Consider the following 16,142-nt stretch of genomic DNA (forward strand, 5'->3'; position numbering starts at 1 on the left):
GTTGCCCAGGCGGGCATTCCTGAGTTCATGAAAGCTGCCAAGACCATAAAAAACTGGCAAATCGAAATACTAAATAGCTTTAGCTATAACTATTCGAATGGTTTTTTAGAAGGCCTCAATAACTTAACGAAAGTCATGAAACGAAACGCATTTGGCTTTAGAAGCTTTAAGCGTTTTCGGGCCAAAATCTTATTAACTCATAAGTATAAAAAGTTGGGTGTGCATATTGGATAAGGGTGAAGCCCTTTGGACCTCACCCCAACATTTGACGTAGAACCTTAATAATAAAAGTGCTCTGGGGAGGAAATTAGTGGCCGGCGTGGGCGAATGAGCAGGGTTTTTGTTGAGAATATGGGGGAGAGCAGCTGCTTTGGTTATGAATTTAATCAATTGGTTCGATAATCTACCAACTCCGTGATTTATTTAATCAATTGGCCAATTAATTTACCGAAATCCCCATTTAATTTACCATTTGCCATAAATCCAACTAAAGCCAGCAGCTAATTTCATAAATATTGCTGGAAAAAGCATTAATGATGGGCATTAAAGCTGAGCACTTTATGAAAATAATGAGGTGAGCAGCTGCTTTGGTTGCGAATTTAATCAATTGGCTCGATAATCTACCAAATTTACGATTTATTTAATCAAATGGCCAATTGATTTACCGGGATCCCCAAATAATTTACCATTTGCCATAAATCCGACTATAGCCGGCAGCTGCTTTCTTACATGCATGCCGGACGGGCGAATTGCTCTGCGTACTTGCTTAATATATCGTTGAATACAGCTGCTTTCACCATGAATAATCAATTCGCAAGATAATCCACCACAACCCAACTAAACTAACAATTACAACCCAGCTGTCCAACTCCACACTCTGCCTTCAAATATGTTTATCTGCTTCTTCCCCACAGCCGCAATTCCAAAAAGGCTGATTTCCTCCAATAAACCACAAAAAAAAGAAGCATCAGCTTCTACGAGAATATTTCCGGTGTATTTACTTTCCGCAGTTTCTTCAGATAATATTTATATTTTGGATTGTCCGTGTCGGTGTTAATCAGATCAGATTCACAATCTGTGCAGATGAAAGAAGTATATAAATGTATGCCCCTTGTTTTATCCTCTTCGCAAATGACACAGGTTTTCTTCATCTGATTGTTTGCCAATAAAGAATCCATATCTCCACCTCCACCTCTTATTCTGTCCATTGTGCAAAAAATAATACAATTTTTTGAAAAGTCTCGAGAGTATTTACATGTTTTCTATTGTATGTTCTGCTTTGCTTCCGGGTGTATGTCTATAGGCAATTCTTTGGCAACAGCTTATTTTTATTTAGGGGACGCATTATCTTTTTAAGATGGGGTCTGATAAAATAGGTGAAGAATCTAACAATCTGGTGATAACAATGAATGACTATAATAATCTTCCCCTGTACGGCAGGCTGCTGGATCATATAGGTAAGGACAGCATTTCCCTGCATGTCCCGGGACATAAGAATGGCCTTTTATATAAAGGCAGCCAAGCGGTCTACGCAGAGGCCCTGAAGCTGGATGTGACGGAATTGTCCGGTCTGGATGATCTCCATGCTGCTTCGGGCGCCATCAAAGAAGCAGAACTTTTAGCAAGCAAGCTGTATGGAGCTAAAGAGAGCTCTTTTTTAATAAATGGGTCGACTGTTGGTAACCTCGCCATGATCCTTGCGACTGTGAAGGAAGGCGAGACGGTCCTTGTGCAGCGGAATTGCCATAAGTCCGTCTTGAATGGAATCCGTCTTGCCAAGGCATATCCTGTTTTCCTGGGGCCGGAGTATAATGGTGACTGGGGGGTGGCCGGCGGCATTGCTCCAGAGACGGTGGAAAAAGCTATCAGCCTTCACCCTGATGCTAAAGCAATCATCCTGACTTATCCGAACTATTATGGCATGGTATTTGATTTGCAGGCAATCATCCACAAAGCCCATCAGCATGGGATTCCTGTATTGGTGGATGAGGCGCATGGGGCTCATCTGATTAAAATGTCCCGGCTGAAGTCAGCAGTGGAGCTGGGGGCTGATTTCGTGGTGCAGTCAGCCCATAAGACGCTCCCTGCCATGACGATGGGTGCTTATCTCCATTATAATAGCCGGCTTATCGGTTATGAGGGAGCAAGGGAATATTTGCAGATGCTGCAGTCCAGCAGCCCTTCTTATCCAATCATGGCATCATTGGATGGTGCCAGGCATTATTTAGAAACATTTACAGAAGAGGATGATAAAAGCCTCCTTGAGCGTATAAAATCATTCAGGCGCGGGCTGGCCGGCATAAGCGGCCTGCTTGTGCTGGAATATGAAGAAAGTGCAGGAGATCCGCTAAAGGTTGTGATCCAGCCTGAAGGATTGTCCGGCTTTGAGCTGCAGAGCCTGCTGGAGGATGAGGGGATTTATCCTGAAATGGCGGATCCCTATAATGTCGTGTTTGTCCTTCCGCTCTTGAAGAAGGATATGGATTTTCCTTTTAAAGAGATTATTTTTAAAACGGAGAAGGCCATGTCCGGAAAAAGGAAGAGCCAGACTGCAAAAGTGAATTATTTTCAAAAGCCACCGGTTTCGACCCTTGCCCTGAATGCGGAGGACCTGATGCGGATGAGCAGGAAAGCAGTATCCATGGAGGAGGCGGCAGGAAAGATATGCGCAGAGCTGATTATTCCGTACCCTCCCGGCATTCCGCTCCTTTTCCCCGGTGAAGTGATATCAGCAGAGGATGTGAAGAGCATCCGGTTATTACAGGCAAGCGGTGCAAGGTTTCAGGGCGGCAGCCACTTAGATGAAAATCAAATCAGCATATATGCTTAACGAGCAGAATGTAAGCAGGAGGAACATGATGGATAAAGGTTTATTTATTACGGCGGAAGGCCCTGAGGGAGCCGGCAAGACGACTATTATCAATATGCTGGCGAGCGGGCTCGCTGATGAAGGATATAAAGTGATGCAGACGAGAGAGCCGGGCGGCATTGAAATTGCTGAGCAGATCAGGTCTGTTATCCTGGATACAAAGAATACGGCAATGGATCCCCGGACAGAGGCGCTTCTTTATGCAGCAGCGAGAAGGCAGCACTTGGCAGAGAAGGTGCAGCCTGCTCTTGATGAAGGCTATATCGTCCTGTGCGACCGTTTTATTGACAGCTCGCTTGCCTATCAGGGATTTGCCCGGGGGCTTGGGATTGATGAGGTCTATTCGATCAATCATTTTGCCATTGAAGGCATGATGCCTGAGCTGACCTTATATTTTGATATTGATCCGGATTCCGGCCTCCAGAGGATCGGCCGGAATCAAGGCCGGGAAGTGAACCGGCTGGATTTGGAGAGCCTGGATTTTCATACGAAGGTACGGGAAGGCTATGAGATCCTGCTCGCAAAATTCCCGGATAGGATTAGCCGCATAGATGCTTCTCTTCCTGTGGAAGAGGTTTACCAGCTGGCATCTGCCAGGCTGAAATCACTGTTTGCAGATAAATAGATGCTGAACGAAAGGGCCTCATGGGGCCTTTTCTCCTTTTCAGGAAAATGTTTTTGTTCTTTAGAGAACGGTTTTATTTCATTGCTCCTGAATAGACGCTGTTTATAGACAGAATTCTTGCTATAATATAGATAGATATACGCGGAAAAACACTTTTTAAAGGACGTGACAATAGATGAAGCTAATATTAGCCGTTATTCAGGATCAGGACAGCAATAAGCTGATGAGTGCGTTAGTGGAGCATAATTTCAGGGCAACAAAGATGGCGAGCACCGGCGGTTTTTTAAAAGCGGGCAACACGACCTTTATGATTGGTACAGATGATATCCGGGTGGACAAGGCCCTGCAGGTCATAAAGGACAGCTGCAGCGCGCGCGACCAGCTGGTGGCGCCAGTTTCGCCGATGGGCGGGAATGCCGATTCTTATGTGCCGTATCCGGTTGAGGTCGAAGTGGGCGGTGCGACAGTATTTGTTCTGCCGGTTGAAAGCTTCCACCAGTTTTAATAAGGGATAACAGGAGACGATCGCTTTGAAAATAAATCAGGATTTGCGCCTTAACCTTGATAAGGTTAAGCAGGATCAAAAGCTTCAGCCGGGCGATGGGGCAAAGTTCCAGCAGCTTGTTCAGAAGCAGGATCAAAAGATGCAGATGGCCCAGCTTCAGGGGCTTTTGAAGGATATCGACTCTGCCGGGGAACGCCTGGGGAGATCGCGCAATTTCAAGGATCTTGCCAAGTTTAAAACACTTGTCAAACGTTTTGTGAAGGAAACAGTCGATTACGGGATGGAGCTGAACCAGTCCCACAGCTGGAACCAGTATGGACAGGGCCGGTCTTTAAAGATTGTGGAGACCATTGATCAGAAGCTGGCTGATCTGACGGAGGAAGTCATGAAGAAGGAAAAGCAGTCCATCGGTATCCTTGGGAAAATCGGGGAAATCAAGGGGCTGCTCATTAATATATATATGTAGGTGAGTGATCAGTTTGGCAAAAACGTGGGAGCAGCTGGAGAAGCTTCAGCCTGCCGTATTGAAATTATTCAAAAACAGCATACAGAAGGACCGGCTTGCCCACGCTTATTTATTTGAAGGGATGAGGGGGACCGGCAAGAAGGATGCCGGGCTTATTCTGGCAAAAAGCCTGTTCTGCGAAAGGCCGGATGGCGGCTATATCCCCTGTGAAGACTGCACGAACTGCAGGCGGATCAACAGCGGCAACCATCCGGACATACATCTGCTGGAGCCTGATGGGCTTTCAATTAAAAAGCATCAGATACAGGCGCTTCAGGAGGAGTTCTCGAAAACAGGAGTGGAATCGAAGCGCAAGCTTTATATGATCAATCATGCCGATAAAATGACGGTAAATGCGGCGAACAGCCTTCTCAAGTTTCTGGAGGAGCCAAACTCTGACTCTGTCGCCATTCTGATGACCGAACAGGGACAAAGGATGCTGCCGACCATTTTGTCCCGCTGCCAGACCATTTCATTCATTCCGCTTACACCCCAAAATATGGAAATGAAGCTTGCGGAAAACGGTGTAAGCCCGCAAATGGCGCCATTATTGGCCCAATTAACCAATAATTTGGATGAAGCAATCGCTCTCTCCAGTGATGATTGGTTTGCACAAGCACAAAAAATAGTGTTAAAATTATATGAAGTGCTGAAAAAGAATCCTTTAGAGGCGATGGTTGCACTGCAGGAAGAATGGTTTTTGCACTTTAAAGAGAAAGAGCAGTTTGATCGCGGTTTGGATTTGCTGATACTTATCTTTAAGGATTTACTATATATACAGCTTGGGAAAAAGGGACAGGCTGTTTATCTAAACGAGATGAACCGTTTAGAGCAATATGCATTACAAACGTCCGGACGTCGTCTGACCGAGCAGATGACAGCCATTTTGGAGGCAAAAAGAAAGCTGCACGCAAATATGAATCCGCAGCTGTTGATGGAACAGCTTGTGTTAAAATTGCAGGAGGGATCTTCATTTGTATGATGTAGTGGGAGTACGGTTTAAGAAAGCCGGGAAGATTTATTACTTCGATCCCGGAGATCTCTCAATTCAAAAGGACGACTTTGTAATCGTGGAAACAGTCCGGGGTGTAGAGTACGGAAAAGTAGTAATTGCCCGGAAGCAAGTGGATGAGAACGATGTTGTCCTTCCATTGAAAAAAGTTCTGAGAATTGCAGATCAAAAGGATCGGATGATTGTTGAGGAAAACAAGGAAGCTGCACATGAAGCCTATGAGGTGTGCTGTGAAAAAGTCAGCACCCATCAGCTTGATATGAAGCTTGTTGATGTTGAATATACATTTGATCGAAATAAAGTGATTTTTTACTTTACAGCCGACGGAAGAGTAGATTTCCGGGAGCTTGTAAAGGACTTGGCAGCGATCTTTCGGACAAGGATCGAATTGCGCCAAATTGGTGTTCGGGACGAAGCTAAGATGCTCGGTGGCATAGGACCATGCGGTAGGATGCTTTGCTGTTCTACCTTCCTGGGGGATTTTGATCCGGTGTCGATCAAGATGGCAAAGGACCAGAACCTTTCCCTTAACCCAACTAAAATATCCGGACTTTGCGGACGTCTCATGTGCTGCCTGAAGTACGAGAATGATGAGTATGAGTCTGCGAAAGAGCAGCTGCCGGATATAGGAGCGGTCATCAATACTCCACAGGGCCGCGGCAAAGTGGTTGGGCTCAATATTTTAGAACGCGTTCTGCAAGTTGAAGTGAGAGACCAGGAGCGTGTCCTTGAATATACGCTGGACGAAGTGCTGACAGAAGGTGCTGTTTCGGTACAATCCACAGATTAATGAGGTGGAACGCGTGGATAAAAAAGAAATTTTTGACTCCGTGATCAATATGGAAACCCAAATCGGACAACTGTATACACAGCTTGGCGAGCTTAAACAGCATCTGGCAGAGATACTTGAGGAGAATAATTCCTTGAAGCTGGAGAATGACCATTTAAGGCGCCGGCTGGAAACAACGGCAGAGCAACAGTCCAACAGGAAGAAAGACAAGAAAGGGAAAAGCAAGCCGCAGCAGGATGATAAAGTCATCGATATTGGTGAAGGCTATGACAATCTTGCAAGGCTTTACCAGGAAGGTTTCCATATTTGCAATCTGCATTTTGGGAGCCCGCGCAAAGAAGGGGATTGCCTTTTCTGCCTTTCCTTCCTTAATAAGAAATAATGTAAGCCTTCCTTTTGCCGGGAAGGCTCTTTTTACAATGTTTATCGGAGGAAATTGTATGCTGAATTTAAAAGGGGATGAGCGGCTGGATTATCTGCTTGCTGAAAAGCTGCGCATCATCCAGAGCCCGTCTGTGTTTTCTTTTTCCCTGGATGCTGTCCTGCTGGCGAGATTTTCTTATGTGCCGATCCAGAAAGGGAACCTGATTGATCTGTGCAGCGGGAATGGTGTAATCCCGCTGTTTTTGAGCAGCCGGACAAAAGGGTCGATCACCGGTGTGGAAATCCAGGAGAGGCTCTATGATATGGCTGTGAGAAGCGTAGAGTACAATGGGCTTGAAGACAGGATTAAAATGATTCATGGGGATATCAAGGAGATGCCGGCCCTACTTGGGCACGGGAAGTATGATATTGTCACATGCAATCCGCCTTATTTCCTTACCCCAGCCAAAGATCAGATCAATGCCAATGAGCATCTTGCCATTGCCAGGCATGAGATTCTGTGCACACTGGAGGATGTGGTGCGCGTCTCAAGCCAGCTGCTGAAGCAGGGAGGAAAGGCGGCTTTTGTCCACAGGCCAGGAAGGCTCCTTGATATGGTCACTCTGATGAGGCAGTATAAGCTTGAGCCGAAGCGTCTTCAGTTCGTTTATCCGAAACAGGGCAAAGAAGCCAATATGCTCCTTGTTGAAGGGGTCAAGCAGGGGAGCCCGGATTTGAAGGTGCTGCCGCCGCTTTATATCTATAATAAAGATCATGAATATACACCGGAAATCAGTGAGATGTTATATGGAAAATGATGCACATTACTTCTATGTTTTAAAATGCAGGGATGGCAGCCTCTATGCCGGCTACACCAATGATCTCGACAGGCGGGTCAGGCTTCATAATGAAGGGAAGGCGGCTAAATATACAAGGGGGCGGGGACCGGTTGTGCTTGTCTACCATCAGGTTTTTTCAGGAAAAACTGAAGCGATGAGGGCAGAATATCAATTCAAGCAGTTAAGCAGAAAAAAGAAAGAAGACTTTCTAATGAAGGAAACAGGTGATTTGGATGTGGCAGCAAAAGAGCTTTAGCAATGATTATAAGAAGGGTACGCTTTATTTGGTGCCGACGCCGATTGGAAACCTGGAGGATATGAGCTTCCGGGCCGTGCGGATGCTGAAAGAGGCTGATTATATTGCAGCTGAGGATACAAGGAATACAAAAAAGCTTTGCAATTATTTTGAAATAGAAACGCCTGTCATCAGCTATCACGAGCATAATAAAGGCCATAGCGGTGAAAAGATCATTCAGATGCTTGAAGAGGGATCAGCGGTTGCCGTGGTGAGTGATGCCGGGATGCCGACTATCTCGGATCCGGGCTATGACCTGGTCGTAAAGGCGCTTGAACACCAGCTGACTGTTGTTCCGCTTCCTGGGGCCAATGCTGCACTGACGGCTCTCATTGCTTCAGGCATCATGTCGCAGCCTTTTTATTTCTATGGTTTCCTGAACAGACAGAAAAAAGAAAAAAAGCAGGAGCTGGAAAAGCTCGCTAAAATGGATGCAACCATCATCCTGTATGAATCCCCGCATCGCCTGAAGGAAACACTGCAGCTGATGAGCGGGCAGTTAGGCGAACGCCAGGCCGTTCTATGCCGGGAGCTTACAAAGAGATATGAAGAATTCATCCGGGGCAGCCTTTCAGAGCTTGCGGAATGGGCAGAATCTGATGAAGTCAGAGGAGAGTTCTGTATCATTCTTGAAGGGAATCCGGAGGGAGAATCTGCAGAAGAAGATGTGTGGTGGGAACAGCTATCCATTGAGGAGCATGTGAAGCACTATATATCTGTGAAGGAAATGAGCTCCAAGGATGCCATCAAGCAGACAGCGAAGGACAGGAGCCTGAATAAAAGAGAAGTGTACAGCGCATATCATATTGAGCAATAGAAAAAAGCTTCCGGTATATGGAAGCTTTTTTCTTTTCATATAGAATCAAAAAGTATTACACTTAAACAGAGCGAAAGTGAGTAGAATGCTGAATCAGCTCTATACTTTTCTTATTTTGCAGTTTCAAATGTGCTTTGGATTTCTTTCAGCAGCTGCTCTGCTCCGTCACGGCTAAGGATCAGCTTGCCGCCTGCAAGTGTGATGTTATCATCAGATACTTCACCAGTAACCTGGCAAGTCATGTTTGGCTTATATTTTTTCAAGATGATGCGCTCATCATCAACATAGATTTCAAGAGCGTCCTTTTCGGCGATGCCAAGTGTACGTCTTAACTCAATCGGAATAACTACGCGTCCCAGCTCATCAACTTTACGAACAATACCTGTAGATTTCATATTAAAAAATCTCCTCTCATATCTCCACTATTTTCTTTTTCTCTATCTATAGATTCGTCATTATTCGACAAAATTCTTATAGATAACATAATACCAGCCATTCCCAAATCCGTCAATTACTTTTAAATCAATTTTTTTTAGAAATTTTTAGGTGATGAAGAAAGTTGCTATATCAGGGTTTTGTGGCTGAGGAGACACATTTCTGGCAGAGAGCTGTTCTGATGATTATTTTGAATTAAGAGTATAATTTTATACTATGATAACATCATTCGACAAAATTCTACATTATTGTCGAAACGCTTCTTAATATATACTTCGTGCTTGGTTTCGGATTTTTGGGGATGGAAGGTGGAGCTTCAGACCTTCAAGCGCTCTCCGCTTTTCTTGTGTCCAGCTCCGGCTCCTAGGTGCTCGAGTCATAAGCCACTTTGGAACCGAAGGCAAGAACGCCTTCAATTCCAAAGTGTCTTAAGCTTGTCGCACCTAAACAGCCGCTTCCGCTTTTCTATTTGTCCAGCTCCGGGCGCTAGCCCCTCGAGTCTTAAGCCAATCAGATCAGAAGGTTAAAGAACAACCTTCCGCTCTGATTGGCTTAAGCTTGTCGGGGCTGAGCAAGCGCCCTCCGCCTTTCTTAGTTGCACTATTTGATATTTTTAGGTATATTTTGAGGGTATAAGAGGCTATGCTGACGAGTATAGAAAACATAGTGAATTTGCTTGATTGCGGGCATGCTAGGCTGATTTTCGCTCTCGTCCTGGAAAGGGCGGGATTTTTTGCATTCAGGGCCTGGGATGCCATGTCAAATAGATGGACGAGCTTGTTTCTTTTGCTTGCTCTTACTTTGCTGAACATTAAACAGGAGGGAAACCAATGGAAGGAAAATTGAAGACCTTTTATCTTACAACCCCGATCTATTATCCGAGCGGAAACCTGCATATCGGCCATGCCTACACAACAGTGGCCGGAGATGCGATGGCCCGCTATAAGCGCCTGCGCGGCTATGATGTAATGTATTTGACCGGTACGGATGAACATGGCCAGAAAATTCAGCAGAAGGCTGAAGAAAAGGGCGTAACGCCGCAGGAGTATGTTGATGAGATCGTCGATGGCATCAAGGACCTGTGGAGCAAGCTGGACATCTCCTATGATGATTTCATCCGCACGACCCAGGATCGCCATAAACAGGTGGTTGAAAAGATTTTCGCCCGCCTGCTTGAGCAGGGCGATATTTATTTGGGAGAATATGAAGGCTGGTATTGTACACCTTGTGAATCATACTTCACAGAGCGCCAGCTGGCTGACGGCAACTGCCCTGACTGCGGACGCCCTGTCAATAAAGTGAAGGAAGAGTCCTATTTCTTCAAGGTGAGCAAATACGCAGACAGGCTGCTTAAGTATTATGAAGAAAACCCGCATTTCATCCAGCCTGAATCACGCAAGAATGAAATGATCAACAATTTCATCAAGCCTGGACTTGAGGACCTGGCTGTTTCAAGGACTACCTTTGATTGGGGCGTAAAAGTGCCGGACAACCCGAAGCATGTGGTATATGTATGGATCGATGCGCTTTCCAACTATATTACGGCCCTTGGCTACGGAACAGAAGATGACTCCAAATATCTGAACTATTGGCCTGCGGATGTCCATCTGGTCGGCAAGGAAATTGTCCGTTTCCATACGATTTACTGGCCGATCATGCTGATGGCGCTGGATCTGCCGCTGCCTAAGAAGGTATTTGCCCATGGCTGGCTTTTAATGAAGGATGGGAAAATGTCCAAATCCAAAGGGAATGTCGTCGATCCAGTTACATTGATCGACCGCTACGGATTGGATTCCCTCCGCTATTACCTCCTTCGTGAAGTGCCATTCGGCGCTGATGGCGTTTTTACACCAGAAGGATTTGTTGAGAGGGTCAATTTTGACCTGGCAAACGACCTGGGCAATCTGCTTAACCGTACGGTCGCGATGATCGAGAAATATTTTGACGGGACCATACCTGCCTATACAGGATCTGAAGGCGAGTTTGACAAGCAGCTCCTGGATATGAACAAAGAGACAGTCGCTAAGTATGAAGAAGCGATGGAAAAGATGGAATTTTCTGTTGCCCTTTCATCTGTCTGGCAGCTTGTGAGCAGGACGAACAAGTATATCGATGAAACACAGCCATGGGTGCTTGCGAAGGACGAAGCCCGAAAGGAAGAGCTGGGCAATGTGATGTTCCACCTGGCTGAGTCTCTGAGAAGGACGGGCGTATTGCTGAAGCCTTTCCTGACACGCACGCCGGATGGAATCTTCAATCAGCTGAATGTGAATACAGAAGAGCTGACATCCTGGGAAAGCCTCGAGACGTTCGGCCTGATACCGGAGAATACGAAGGTAGTCAAAGGAGACCCGATCTTCCCAAGGCTTGATATGAAAGAAGAAGTTGAATATATTAAAGAAAAAATGCAGGGAAGCGCACCAGCTCCTGCAGCAGAGGAGAAGAAGGTGCCTGAGAAGCCGGACAGCGAGGAAATCACCATTGATGATTTTATGAAGCTGGACCTGCGGGTAGCCGAAGTCATTTCGGCTGAGCCGGTCAAGAAAGCGGATAAGCTTCTAAAGCTTCAGCTTGATCTTGGGTATGAAAAGAGGCAGGTAGTCTCCGGGATTGCAAAATTCTATAAGCCGGAAGAGCTTGTCGGCCGCAAGGTTATCTGTGTGACCAACCTTAAGCCGGTTAAGCTGCGGGGCGAGCTTTCAGAAGGCATGATCCTGGCCGGAAGCGAGGACGGAGCGCTGTCCCTTGCGACTATTGCCGAGTCGCTGCCAAACGGAGCGCGTGTAAAATAAGCCAGTAGAATGGACATAGGGATGTTTTGCGTTTCATAAGCGTCGGACAGCCCTATGTTTTCTTTCATTTAAGCACAGGAAAGATAATTTGTAACACAAATGAAATAATAGAGATGTAAATATAATATTTTCTCTAGTAAGGAGTTTTTCTATGTTATTCGACACGCATGTACATTTGAATGCCGAACAGTTTGAGGAAGATCTGGAAGAAGTGATCGGGAGGGCGCAGGCAGAAGGTGTCTCCCATATGGTGGTTGTCGGCTTTGACCGCCCGACAATCACCAAAGCCATGGAGCTGGCAGAAGCCTATGATTTTATTTTTGCATGTGTCGGCTGGCATCCTGTCGATGCTATTGACATGAAGGATGAGGACCTGGCCTGGATCGAAGAGCTGGCTGCCCATCCGAAAGTAGTGGCAATCGGGGAGATGGGGCTTGACTATCATTGGGATAAATCGCCGAAGGATGTCCAGAAGGACGTATTCAGAAGGCAGATCAGGCTGGCGAAGAAGGTTAAGCTGCCGATCGTCATACATAATCGGGACGCAACGGCTGATGTTGTAGAAATTCTGAGGGAAGAGGGAGCAGGAGAGGTCGGCGGCATCATGCATTGCTACAGCGGCAGTGTCGAAGTGGCTAAGGAATGCCTTGATATGAATTTCTATATTTCTCTCGGAGGCCCGGTAACCTTCAAAAATGCAAAAAAACCGAAGGAAGTCGCAGAGGCGGTTCCGCTTGAAAAGCTATTGATTGAAACCGACTGCCCTTATCTTGCTCCTCATCCCTACCGGGGAAAAAGGAATGAACCTGCCTATGTTAAGCTGGTGGCTGAGCAGATCGCCGAACTGAAAGGGCTGGCATTCGAAGAAGTGGCAGAAGCGACAACGGAAAATGCAAAAAGATTATTCGGCATAAGCCGCTAAGCGTTTTTGTCGATTCATGGGGGAGCTTGTCCCTATTAAGTCCAATTCTTAAAAGTTCTACACGTCTCCTTTTCATCATAGGATAACCGTGTCGATAAGTCTCTCTTTCCTTTCTCTTGTTTTTTTTGCATAATAGGAAATACGTTTTCCCCCTCCCGCCCAGGAAAGCAGCAAAATGAGAGAAAAGTGTTTGAGTTGACAGCCGGCAAGATACTCTATATAATCACTCCGAAGAGAAAAGGAGGCGTTTTTCATCGCGATTGAGAACATGAAAAACCTGTTTTCCAAGTCTTTGAGTAAGAAAAAACTGACCGTCATGGTTGCTAGTTTAATAGTTTTTTCGGCAGCTGCCGGGTTCATGATTTATGAAACCACGAAAAAAACAGTAGCAGTTTCCATGAATGGCCAGGACAAAGTCATCAAAACACATGCAGATACAGTTCAAGATATATTCGATGATCTGGAAATATCCCTTCGCTCAGAAGACTATCTGTTTCCCTCGGGAAGCGCAAAGGTAAAGGACGGCTTAGAGGTAGTATGGGAGCCGGCAAAACAGGTTCAACTGACAGACAGCAGCGGGAAGAAAACGATTTGGACAACGGCAGATACGGTGGGCGGGCTTTTAAAGGAGCAGAATATCGCACTTTCAGAGCATGATAAAGTCAATCCAAAGCCGGAAGAGGAAATTAAGGACGATTTAAAGATAGAAGTGGAAAAAGCTTTTGCGTTAACGCTCATTGAGGGCGGCAAGAAACAACAAATGTGGTCAACTTCGACTACGGTCGCTGACTTTTTATCGCAGCAGGGAATTACACTAAACAATATGGACCGTGTTGAACCAAAGCTAGAAGAGACAGTCAAGGAAAATGCCATTGTCAATGTCATTCGAGTTGAAAAAGTCACCGATGTAGTGGAAGAACCAATCAGTTATGCCGTGGTTACAAAGAAGGACGCCAGCCTTGCCAAGGGGAAGGAACAGGTTGTCTCCCACGGGCAGGAAGGCCTTTTATCAAGGCAGTATGAAGTTGTTTTGGAAAACGGAAAAGAAACATCCAGAAAATTGCTCAGTGAAAAGAAAGTAAAAGAGAAAAAGGATAAGATTGTTGCTGTCGGCACGAAGGTTATGGCGCAGAGGGTTGCTGTTTCCCGCGGAGCGGGCTCAAGCGAGTCCGGCAGGGAGATGTATGTTTCCTCTACTGCATATACTCCAAGCTGCAGCGGATGCTCGGGCATAACCGCTACAGGGATCAATCTTAAATCAAATCCTGGCATAAAAGTCATTGCGGTTGATCCGCGGGTGATCCCGCTGGGTACAAAGGTCTATGTCGAAGGCTATGGCTATGCAGTGGCAGCCGATACCGGCTCTGCCATTAAAGGGAATAAGATCGATGTATTCTTTGCTTCCAAATCGGATGCATACCGTTGGGGACGAAAGACGGTTAAAATAAAAATATTAGACTGAATCATTTTGCAGGGGAAGAATTTCTCCTGTTTTTTTGTTGGTTTAGCGGAGTCTGCTAATGCCGAATGATTTTTTCCCGGCGATTCGGTAATATATAATAAAACACAGACGGATTGTCTTTATTGTTACTCATACTATTAGACGATTCAGATTACAAAAATGTTTCAAGTTTTTATCAAATTTTTCATTTTAATTTTGGAGGACCAATGAAGATTAAAGAAATCATTGTAGTGGAAGGCAAGGATGATACGACGGCCATAAAGAGGGCAGTCAATGCTGACACGATTGAAACGAACGGTTCAGCCATCAATGCGGCAACTTTGGAAAGAATCAAGCATGCTCAAAGCAAGAGGGGTGTCATTGTTCTGACGGACCCGGACTTCCCGGGCCAGAAGATCCGTGACAGCATCACCCGCCATGTGCCTGGCTGCAAGCATGCTTTCATAGATAAGACGGATGCACTGCCGAAGTCGGGGAGGGGCCTGGGGGTCGAGCACGCTTCCCCTGAGACGATCAGGAAAGCACTCCAGGAGGCCCAGACTATGCAGGAAACAGCCCGGGAGGAAATTACCCAGGAAGATTTGATCCTGGCCGGCCTCATCGGCGGGAGCAGCGCGAGGGAGCGCCGGGAGAAGCTGGGAAGGCTTCTTAAGATCGGGTATACTAACGGAAAACAGCTTCATAAGAGACTGATGATGTTCCAGGTCCCGAAAGAAGACTTTGCATCTGCCATTGAAGCGATCGACCAGGAGGAGCGCCATGCATAAAGATATCGCAACACCACTTAGAACACGTGCCATACTTGAAAAATACGGCTTCAGCTTTAAAAAGAGCCTGGGGCAGAACTTTCTGATAGACACCAATATACTGAACCGGATCGTCGACCATGCCGAGCTTCGGGAAGGTTCAGGAGCAATCGAGATCGGACCCGGCATAGGGGCACTCACAGAGCAGCTTGCCAAGCGGAGTGAAAAAGTGGTCGCCTTTGAAATTGACCAGAGGCTCCTTCCGATCCTGAAGGAAACGCTCGCGCCTTATCCAAATGCTGAAGTGATCCATCAGGATGTCCTGAAGGCTGATGTTAAAACAACGATCGAGGAAAGGTTTGCACCGGGCCAGGATCTGATGGTGGTTGCCAATCTCCCGTATTATGTGACCACTCCGATCATCATGAAGCTCCTGGAGGAAAAACTGCCGATCCGCGGGATCGTCTGCATGCTCCAGAAGGAAGTGGCTGACCGCATTTCGGCCAAGCCTGGCTCAAAGGACTATGGCTCGCTTTCAATTGCCGTCCAGTACTATACAGAAGCGGAGACAGTCATGATCGTTCCCAAGACTGTATTTGTTCCGCAGCCGAATGTCGACTCGGCCGTGATCAGGCTGACGAGGAGGGAGCACCCTCCAGTGCTGGTGAAGGACGAGGCATTCTTTTTCCAGGTGACAAAGGCAAGCTTTGCCCAAAGAAGGAAGACCATCCTCAACAACCTGACAAGCCAGCTGCATGAAGGAAAGCAGAAAAAAGAGGCCATCCTTGCTGCATTGGAGACAGCAGGCATTGAGCCTTCCAGACGCGGGGAGACCCTTTCGATCGGGGAGTTTGGCCGCCTGAGCGATGAACTTTATCCCCATTTTAAGAATTAACGAGCAGGAAGCCCGGAAATCCCCGGGCTTCTTTTTTATTGTTAAGGAATTTTAAATTGTGAGACTAGTGGGGATTTTTAATTCTTGATCCACGTCCAGCAGCTGCGCCGAGTCACAAGCCAAACCTCCCAAAAAGGCAAAGAACGCCTTTCCGGAAGGTCCATCTTGAGGCCCCCAGGAAGCTGGTCATGCAAAGTTGCCGCAGGACGTGGCGTTCTTAGTCTGCGTTCCTTAAGGCGATCAAGGCGCTTGCGCTTTTCTTGCGTCTGC

The 16,142-nt window shown here is 46.4% G+C and carries 18 protein-coding genes; 16 read left to right on the forward strand and 2 right to left on the reverse strand.

Going from position 1 to position 16,142, the window contains the following annotated elements:
• Window positions 1-234 (forward strand): transposase (locus FZD51_RS24135; protein WP_148976930.1); only part of this gene is annotated, 234 nt, incomplete at its 5' end.
• 740 nt (window positions 235-974) lie between these two features.
• Here FZD51_RS24135 and FZD51_RS24140 read toward each other — a convergent pair.
• A complete protein-coding gene (locus FZD51_RS24140) occupies window positions 975-1,178 on the reverse strand; it encodes a sigma factor G inhibitor Gin (RefSeq protein WP_022543201.1) in 204 nt (67 codons plus the stop codon).
• Between the two features lie 227 nt (window positions 1,179-1,405).
• Between FZD51_RS24140 and FZD51_RS24145 the strand changes: the two genes are divergently transcribed.
• The 10 genes from FZD51_RS24145 (at window position 1,406) to rsmI (ending at window position 8,620) form a co-directional block, all read left to right on the forward strand.
• Window positions 1,406-2,830 carry an aminotransferase class I/II-fold pyridoxal phosphate-dependent enzyme gene (locus FZD51_RS24145; protein ID WP_262381089.1) on the forward strand — a complete coding sequence of 475 codons (1,425 nt, stop codon included), beginning with the start codon at window positions 1,406-1,408 and terminating at the stop codon, window positions 2,828-2,830.
• Window positions 2,831-2,858: 28 nt separating this feature from the next.
• Window positions 2,859-3,494, forward strand: coding sequence for a dTMP kinase (gene tmk / locus FZD51_RS24150; protein ID WP_148977058.1), 636 nt, complete (start codon window positions 2,859-2,861; stop codon window positions 3,492-3,494).
• Between the two features lie 175 nt (window positions 3,495-3,669).
• Window positions 3,670-3,999 (forward strand): cyclic-di-AMP receptor, encoded by a 330-nt coding sequence (locus tag FZD51_RS24155; protein ID WP_009791690.1) that lies wholly within the window; start codon window positions 3,670-3,672, stop codon window positions 3,997-3,999.
• 25 nt (window positions 4,000-4,024) lie between these two features.
• A complete protein-coding gene (locus FZD51_RS24160) occupies window positions 4,025-4,465 on the forward strand; it encodes a YaaR family protein (protein ID WP_009791691.1) in 441 nt (146 codons plus the stop codon).
• Window positions 4,466-4,478: 13 nt separating this feature from the next.
• Window positions 4,479-5,486 (forward strand): DNA polymerase III subunit delta', encoded by a 1,008-nt coding sequence (gene holB, locus FZD51_RS24165; RefSeq protein WP_148977023.1) that lies wholly within the window; start codon window positions 4,479-4,481, stop codon window positions 5,484-5,486.
• Complete coding sequence (locus FZD51_RS24170; protein WP_009791693.1) at window positions 5,479-6,306, forward strand: PSP1 domain-containing protein; 828 nt, start codon at window positions 5,479-5,481, stop codon at window positions 6,304-6,306. The genes holB and FZD51_RS24170 overlap by 8 nt, the downstream gene beginning before the upstream one ends.
• Before the next feature lie 13 nt (window positions 6,307-6,319).
• Entirely contained in the window at window positions 6,320-6,688 is a 369-nt protein-coding gene (yabA, locus tag FZD51_RS24175) for a DNA replication initiation control protein YabA (RefSeq protein WP_009791694.1), read from the forward strand.
• A gap of 58 nt (window positions 6,689-6,746) precedes the next feature.
• A complete protein-coding gene (locus FZD51_RS24180) occupies window positions 6,747-7,487 on the forward strand; it encodes a tRNA1(Val) (adenine(37)-N6)-methyltransferase (protein ID WP_148977024.1) in 741 nt (246 codons plus the stop codon).
• The gene (locus FZD51_RS24185) at window positions 7,477-7,764 is read left to right on the forward strand and encodes a GIY-YIG nuclease family protein (RefSeq protein WP_009791696.1); all 288 of its coding nucleotides are present in this window, start codon (window positions 7,477-7,479) and stop codon (window positions 7,762-7,764) included. Before FZD51_RS24180 ends, FZD51_RS24185 begins: the two co-directional genes overlap by 11 nt.
• A complete protein-coding gene (gene rsmI / locus FZD51_RS24190) occupies window positions 7,742-8,620 on the forward strand; it encodes a 16S rRNA (cytidine(1402)-2'-O)-methyltransferase (protein ID WP_148977025.1) in 879 nt (292 codons plus the stop codon). The genes FZD51_RS24185 and rsmI overlap by 23 nt, the downstream gene beginning before the upstream one ends.
• Window positions 8,621-8,730: 110 nt before the next feature.
• Here rsmI and FZD51_RS24195 read toward each other — a convergent pair whose 3' ends face one another.
• Entirely contained in the window at window positions 8,731-9,015 is a 285-nt protein-coding gene (locus tag FZD51_RS24195; RefSeq protein WP_009791698.1) for an AbrB/MazE/SpoVT family DNA-binding domain-containing protein, read from the reverse strand.
• An 870-nt stretch (window positions 9,016-9,885) separates the two neighbouring features.
• On the opposite strand from FZD51_RS24195, the gene metG reads away from it, so the two are divergent.
• The 5 genes from metG (at window position 9,886) to rsmA (ending at window position 15,872) form a co-directional block, all read left to right on the forward strand.
• On the forward strand, window positions 9,886-11,847 hold the full coding sequence (gene metG / locus FZD51_RS24200) for a methionine--tRNA ligase (RefSeq protein WP_148977026.1): 1,962 nt from the start codon (window positions 9,886-9,888) through the stop codon (window positions 11,845-11,847).
• Window positions 11,848-11,998: 151 nt separating this feature from the next.
• On the forward strand, window positions 11,999-12,769 hold the full coding sequence (locus FZD51_RS24205) for a TatD family hydrolase (protein ID WP_148977027.1): 771 nt from the start codon (window positions 11,999-12,001) through the stop codon (window positions 12,767-12,769).
• Between the two features lie 268 nt (window positions 12,770-13,037).
• Complete coding sequence (locus tag FZD51_RS24210; protein ID WP_187445884.1) at window positions 13,038-14,231, forward strand: G5 and 3D domain-containing protein; 1,194 nt, start codon at window positions 13,038-13,040, stop codon at window positions 14,229-14,231.
• Between the two features lie 206 nt (window positions 14,232-14,437).
• Window positions 14,438-14,998 (forward strand): ribonuclease M5, encoded by a 561-nt coding sequence (rnmV, locus tag FZD51_RS24215; RefSeq protein WP_148977029.1) that lies wholly within the window; start codon window positions 14,438-14,440, stop codon window positions 14,996-14,998.
• Complete coding sequence (gene rsmA / locus FZD51_RS24220) at window positions 14,991-15,872, forward strand: 16S rRNA (adenine(1518)-N(6)/adenine(1519)-N(6))-dimethyltransferase RsmA (RefSeq protein ID WP_148977030.1); 882 nt, start codon at window positions 14,991-14,993, stop codon at window positions 15,870-15,872. The genes rnmV and rsmA overlap by 8 nt, the downstream gene beginning before the upstream one ends.
• Window positions 15,873-16,142: the final 270 nt, after the last annotated feature.

The organism is Bacillus infantis, assembly GCF_008180445.1.
In the GTDB taxonomy this organism is placed as follows: domain Bacteria; phylum Bacillota; class Bacilli; order Bacillales; family Cytobacillaceae; genus Bacillus_AB; species Bacillus_AB infantis_B.